The sequence below is a fragment of the Rhodococcus sp. (in: high G+C Gram-positive bacteria) genome (genome assembly GCF_049286785.1).
Lineage (GTDB): Bacteria > Actinomycetota > Actinomycetes > Mycobacteriales > Mycobacteriaceae > Rhodococcus_F.
Genome location: NZ_JBAQEO010000896.1, coordinates 1 through 5,710, shown reverse-complemented (window position 1 = coordinate 5,710; position 5,710 = coordinate 1). Strand labels below are relative to the sequence as shown.

Sequence of the window (5,710 nt, the reverse complement as noted above, 5' to 3'; positions counted from 1 at the left end):
GGATCGGTGAGCATCCGGGCCACCTCGTACTCGTCCTTGTAGGCGGTGAGCTTGTGCAGGCCCGCAGCGACGGCTTCGCTGAACTCCGTCCGGTTCCCGAGTTCACGTTCGGCGTTCCAGGCCTGCTGCACCACCGCAAGGTAGCGTGCTGCCACCCGATCACTTTGGAAGGCAACCAGATTCGCGGTACGCCGCTCGGCCAGCGCTCGCGTCTCGCCGTCCAGCGTGCTGCCCGCGAACAGGCGCGTCGGGACGACGGTGTCACTGCGCTGGGGCAGCGCGGCAGACCGGGTGGCTCTCAGGAAGGCCTCACGGTCGGCGACTGCGACCCGGCCCCACGCGAAGGCTGCCTTGTTCGACTCGACGGCCACCCCGTTGATCTCGAGTGCCTCCTCGATGAATCGGGCCGGAATCGGCAGCCCTCCTGCCTGGTAGGCGGCGCCGACGAGCAGGAAGTTGGCGGCGGCGGTACTGCCGAACAGTGCGGTGGCGGCGGCGAGCCCGTCGATCACGGTGAGTTCACGGGACGAGACGTCGAGACGTTCGAGCAACTTGTCCTCGTCCGGGTAGCGCACCGCGGGGTCGTACACCATCTCGCCGGTGGGTGTCTGGCTCGTCGACGCCACGGTGATGGTGCGCTCCGAGTTGCCGTAGCCGGCGTACTTGGCGTCGGCGGCGGTGAGCAGGTCGAACGCGAGGATGGTGTCGGCCGTCGACGGGCTGATCCGGTTGGACAGGGCACCGGACTGACCGTCACCGAGACGCAGATGTGAGGTGACAGGTCCTGCCTTCTGACTGAGACCGGTCTGATCGAGTCCCTCGACGTGCAACCCGGCACGCAGTGCAGCCATCCCGAGAACCTGGTTGACCGTCACGATCCCGGTGCCACCGACGCCGGCCATGAACAGGTTGCGGGTGCCGGTCCACACCGCGGGGTCGGGTTCGCCGACGTCCGGGGGTGCGGGAATCTCCCGCAACGTCTTCGGCGCGTCCTCTTCGGGCAGTTCTACCGTCACGAACGACGGACAGTCGCCCTCGAGGCACGAGTAGTCGGTGTTGCAACTGGTCTGGTCGATCTTGGTCTTGCGGCCGAATTCGGTGTCGACGGGCTGCACGGACAGGCAGTTCGATTTCACACCGCAGTCGCCGCAACCCTCGCAGACGGCCTCGTTGATGATGACGCGGGTGCGGCGGGCGGGCAGCGTGCCGCGCTTGCGCTTACGACGCGCCTCGGCAGCGCACTGCTGATCGAAGATGAGAACGGTCACGCCCTCGACGTCGCGGAGCAGGCGTTGCGCCTCGTCGAGACGGCTGCGATCCCACAGCAGAGTGTTCGCTGCGAAGCGGGCCCCCTTGTGCCGCTTGGGGTCCTCCGCACAGACGATGATCTGCTTGACGCCTTCGGACGCGAGCTTGTGGGTGAGCTGCGGCACGGTGAGCCCGGCCTCGGCATCCTGCGCCCCCGTCATCGCGACTGCGGAATTGTAGAGCACCTTGTAGGTGATGTTGACGCCCGCCGCGACACAGGCCTGGACGGCCAGCTGACCCGAGTGGAAGTACGTGCCGTCGCCGACATTCTGGAACATGTGGTTGACGTCGGTGAACGGCGCCTGCCCGATCCACTGCGCGCCCTCGCCGCCCATCTGGGTGAGCATGGTGACGGCGCTGTCGGTGCGACCCGACATGGTGACCAGTGTGTGGCAGCCGATTCCGCCACCCGCGAGCGAGCCCTCCGGCACCGCGGTGGACCGGTTGTGCGGGCAGCCGGAGCAGAAGTACGGGGTCCGCGACGTGGGTAGCACGGTGAGTTCGAGACGCGGCGGCGGCGCCGGCGTCAGGGCCACGCGGTCCTTCAGCACGCGTCGCAGCGGTCCGGTGAGGCGGGCGGCGGTCAGCTCGCCGTCGACGGGGACCAGCGGCTTGTCCTGCGCGTTCTTCTTGCCCAGCACGGCCGGCGCGTTGGCTCCGCCGTACAGGATGCCCTTGAGCTGGGCCTCGACGAACGGCATCTTCTCCTCGACCACGAGCACTTGCTCCACGCCGTCCGCCAGTGCGCGCACCTTGGCCGCACCCAGCGGGTAGGGCATGCCGATGCGCAGGATGCGGATGCCGGCGTCCTCGAGTTGAGACTGCCCCAGACCGAGGTCGAGGAGGGCCTGACGCAGCGAGTCGTAGGCGGTGCCGACGGCGGCGATGCCGAGCCACGCGGCCGGCGGGTTCACTTCGAGGCAGTCGATGTCGTTGGCGGCGTTGAAGGCCTCGACCATCTCCCAGCGCGGACCGTAGAGGTCGGCCTCGGCGAGAACACTGTCGGGCGGCGACGCCAAGATCCGCTGCCGGTAAGACCAGGGCTTGCCGTTCCATTCGATCTTCGGAACGACGATGTCGAGGTCGGCGAAGTCGCGGTCGAGGGTCCACAGACCGTCGGCGACGTCCGCGACGATCTTGATGCCCGACCAGCAACCCGATGCCCGCGACAGCGCCACCCCGTAGAGGCCGAAGGTGATGACCTCTTCGGCGTTGCGGGGGAAGAACACCGGCATGCCCATCGCGGCCAGGGACCGTTCGCTGGCGCACGGGATGGTGGACGACTTGGCGTTGGGGTCGTCACCCACATACGCGAGGACGCCGCCGCGCGGGTTGGCGCCGTACATCGTGGCGTGCCGGACGGAATCGCACGCGCGGTCGAGTCCCGGACCCTTGCCGTACCAGACGCCGACGACCCCGTCGTGCGTACGCTCGCCCTGCGGCAGGTCGACCTGACTGCCCCATACCGCGGTGGCAGCCAGTTCCTCGTTCATGCCGGGCACGAATTTCACGTCGTGGTCGGTGCTCAGAGTGGGGATTGCGGCGATCGTGCGGTCGAGTCCGGCGAGGGGGCTGCCCTGATATCCGGAGACGAAGGTCGCGACAGTCAGTCCCGCGCGGCGGTCGCGTTCGTGCTGTTCGACGAGCTGGCGAACGATGGCCTGCACACCGGTCATCAGGACCGGCCCGGAGTCTGCCCGGTAGCGGTCGGCGAGGTCGAAGGAAGATGCGGTGGTGCGAGCGTCGTCCAGCTGAGTCATTGCCAATTCCGATCCGTCGCGTTGAGCATTTCGTGATCTTGATCCTGTTACTGCTCTACGATTTGGTCAACGCAAATCGAATCAACTGATCAGTTCAACCAAGCAGTGATCGTCGTCACCGCCCGGGAGGTACCAAAGTGCTCAGTATCGACAAGCTCGACGTGCAGCTGCTCGGCCTGCTCGGACGGGACTCGCGGATGAGCGTGGCCGAGCTCGCCAACTCGCTGGGCGTCGCGCGCAACACCATCCAGTCGCGGATGAAGCGGATGGAAACGAGTGGATTACTCCAGGGCTTCCGCCCCAACCTCGACCTCGCAGAGGTGGGTATTCCCATTCAGGCCTTCGTGGGACTCGAACTCGAGCAGGGCAAGCTCACCGCTGTCGGCCAGCGGCTGGTGGACCTGCCGGAGGTGATCGAGATCCACGCGACCACAGGCCGCGAAGACCTGCTGGTGCGCGTGGCCACGTCCACTCACGCGGAACTCCAGAAGCTGCTCGAGAAGATCGCGAATCTTCCGGGCGTCACGCACTCCACCACCACCATCGCGTTGACCAGCCCACTGCCCTATCGCATCCAGCCACTACTCGAGCACCTCACCGGCGACTCCGGCTGGGGGCGGTCGACGGCACTGCCGCGTGTGCAGCACTGAACCCGGTGCAGTAGTTTTCAGATCATGAGTGAGAGTTCGGGACGGATCGCGTTCATTCAGGCCACGTGGCATCGCAACATCGTCGATCGCGCTCGCGACGGCTTCACCGATGAGATCGCCATCCTCGGTTATCCCAAAGAAGATCTGGACTTCTTCGAGGTACCCGGAGCTTTCGAGATCCCTCTACACGCCAAACGTCTCGCGCTCACCGGCCGCTACGACGCCGTGGTGGCGGCGGCGTTGGTGGTCGACGGCGGCATCTATCGTCACGAGTTCGTTGCCACCGCCGTCGTCGAGGGACTCATGCGTGTGCAGCTCGACACCGACGTACCCGTCTTCTCCGTGGTGCTGACTCCGCATCATTTCCACGAGCACGAAGAGCACCTCACCTACTTCGGCGAGCACTTCGTCAAGAAGGGTGCCGAGGCTGCGCAGGCCTGCGCGGCCACCATCACGTCGCTGAAGTCGCTTCCTCCCGTGAACTAGAGATATGAACCGACATTGTCGGTAGGCCGGGGTCTACCGAGTGCGCTGCGACGCCTGCCGGTGCTGGACGTAGAGAAACCAGAACACCGGGGCGCCCACCACGCTCACGATGGTGGCGAAGACCCGCAGTGCCACATGCCCCTCCCCGAACGGCGCGATCAGCAGGGTGACCGTGCAGAGGACGGCGCAGATGATCCGCCAGTGGGCGCCGAGGAATCGCGCGACTCCCGCCCAGGCGTTGCCGGCGATCATGTGCGCAGGCGACGCCGGCTTCTGCACCGCGGGCGGCTCAGTCTCTGCGGCAATCTTCGAGTTACGCGCGGCCGAGTTGCGGGCGGCTGAGACGAGATCGAGTGCCCGATCACCCACCGGAGGGGTGTCACCGTCCGGTTCGCACCCGAACAGTGCGATACCCACGGCGTTCGCGTACTCGCGCGCGTCGTCGGTGTAGCCGGCCCGGGAAAAGTACAGAAGCTCCCTCGATCGGCTCGTTCCGCGGGCACCGTACAGATTCTCGAGATCGTGCGTGCCTGCTGTTCCCCCACGCCATTTCACCTGCGCATATGCCTGTGACGAGTAGACGTCGATGCCGCCGTCCGCGCCACCAGGCAGTGCCGTGGCGTCCGCGTACCCGAGCAACCGCATCTGCTCGGCAGCGTTGACTTCGGCTTCAGCGGCAGTACGAATGCGAGTCATGCACCCTTCCCTGAGTCGATTTCGGAACTTCTCCTCCAAGTTACCCTGAGGGCACCGCACATCAGCTACCAGTTGGTGAACGTCACGACGTGGCAGCTGATTCCACCAACCGCGGCGGTGGGGTGCCGTGCGGTAGTACCGGCCCGACCGCGGTCAGCGATCCTGCCCTGCGACCGTTGCCCCAGCCCAGTTTTTCGCGGTAGCGCCCGATCTGATCGGCGTCCATCGGCCGACCATCGGAGACCGGCGACGACTGCGGGTGCACGAAGAGTGCGTCGGCCGGGCAGTATGCCTCGCACATGAAGCACGTCTGGCAGTCGGACTGCCGGGCAATCTCCGGGACTCCGGACGGTGTTCTGTCGAACACGTTGGTGGGGCATGCATCGACGCACTTGTCGCAGCCGATGCACGCGTCGGCGAGGAGTATCTCGATCATGAGGCCACCTGCAACGGTGCGTCTTTCACTGCCCCGGGCCGCGTCCACACGACGTCGAGTCCGCCGGTCAGCACATGGTGGTGCTGGGCGGGGTCGAGTTCGGGGAAGTCGGCACGCTTGCTCATGCCGCGGGTTTCGGTGCGGGCGAGGGTCGAGTGGTACATCCACCGCCCGACCGCGGTGATGGCCGCTGCCTGGCGCGCCCGGACCCGCTCGTCACCGTCGCCCCCTCCGAGTCCCAGCGAGAGCGCGGTCCACAGCGACTCCAGTTCGTCGAGGGCCCCCCGCACCCGAACCCCGTGGCGCAGGTAGTTCTTCTCGAATGGAATCAGTTCGGCCTGCGCAGCCGCGACAACCGCGCCGGCGTCCAGCCC

General features: G+C 66.5%; 5 protein-coding genes and 1 pseudogene. 2 read left to right on the top strand and 4 right to left on the bottom strand.

The features are described from left to right. On the bottom strand, positions 1-3,068 hold a 3,068-nt coding region (locus WAW17_RS32200), incomplete at its 3' end, for an indolepyruvate ferredoxin oxidoreductase family protein (RefSeq protein ID WP_422336884.1). 137 nt (positions 3,069-3,205) lie between these two features. On the opposite strand from WAW17_RS32200, the gene WAW17_RS32195 reads away from it, so the two are divergent. Both WAW17_RS32195 and WAW17_RS32190 read left to right on the top strand, forming a co-directional pair. Continuing rightward, positions 3,206-3,718 carry an Lrp/AsnC family transcriptional regulator gene (locus WAW17_RS32195; protein WP_422336883.1) on the top strand — a complete coding sequence of 171 codons (513 nt, stop codon included), beginning with the start codon at positions 3,206-3,208 and terminating at the stop codon, positions 3,716-3,718. 24 nt (positions 3,719-3,742) lie between these two features. Continuing rightward, a complete protein-coding gene (locus WAW17_RS32190) occupies positions 3,743-4,204 on the top strand; it encodes a 6,7-dimethyl-8-ribityllumazine synthase (protein WP_422336882.1) in 462 nt (153 codons plus the stop codon). Positions 4,205-4,237: 33 nt separating this feature from the next. On the opposite strand, the gene WAW17_RS32185 is transcribed toward WAW17_RS32190, so the two are convergent. From WAW17_RS32185 to WAW17_RS32175, 3 genes and pseudogenes are all read right to left on the bottom strand, one after another. Continuing rightward, the gene (locus WAW17_RS32185; RefSeq protein ID WP_422336881.1) at positions 4,238-4,900 is read right to left on the bottom strand and encodes a restriction endonuclease; all 663 of its coding nucleotides are present in this window, start codon (positions 4,898-4,900) and stop codon (positions 4,238-4,240) included. A gap of 82 nt (positions 4,901-4,982) precedes the next feature. Next, positions 4,983-5,336: a 4Fe-4S dicluster domain-containing protein gene (locus WAW17_RS32180; RefSeq protein WP_422336880.1), complete on the bottom strand. Its 354-nt coding sequence runs from the start codon at positions 5,334-5,336 to the stop codon at positions 4,983-4,985. Beyond that, positions 5,333-5,710 (bottom strand): annotated as a pseudogene (locus tag WAW17_RS32175) (pyridine nucleotide-disulfide oxidoreductase); the annotation flags it as partial. The pseudogene WAW17_RS32175 and the gene WAW17_RS32180, both read right to left, overlap by 4 nt.

Coding starts and splice junctions, on each gene's coding strand:
- WAW17_RS32190 (WP_422336882.1), top strand. CDS start 3,743: ATGAGTGAGAGTTCGGGACGGATCGCGTTCATTCAGGCCACGTGGCAT.
- WAW17_RS32185 (WP_422336881.1), bottom strand. CDS start 4,900: ATGACTCGCATTCGTACTGCCGCTGAAGCCGAAGTCAACGCTGCCGAG.
- WAW17_RS32180 (WP_422336880.1), bottom strand. CDS start 5,336: ATGATCGAGATACTCCTCGCCGACGCGTGCATCGGCTGCGACAAGTGC.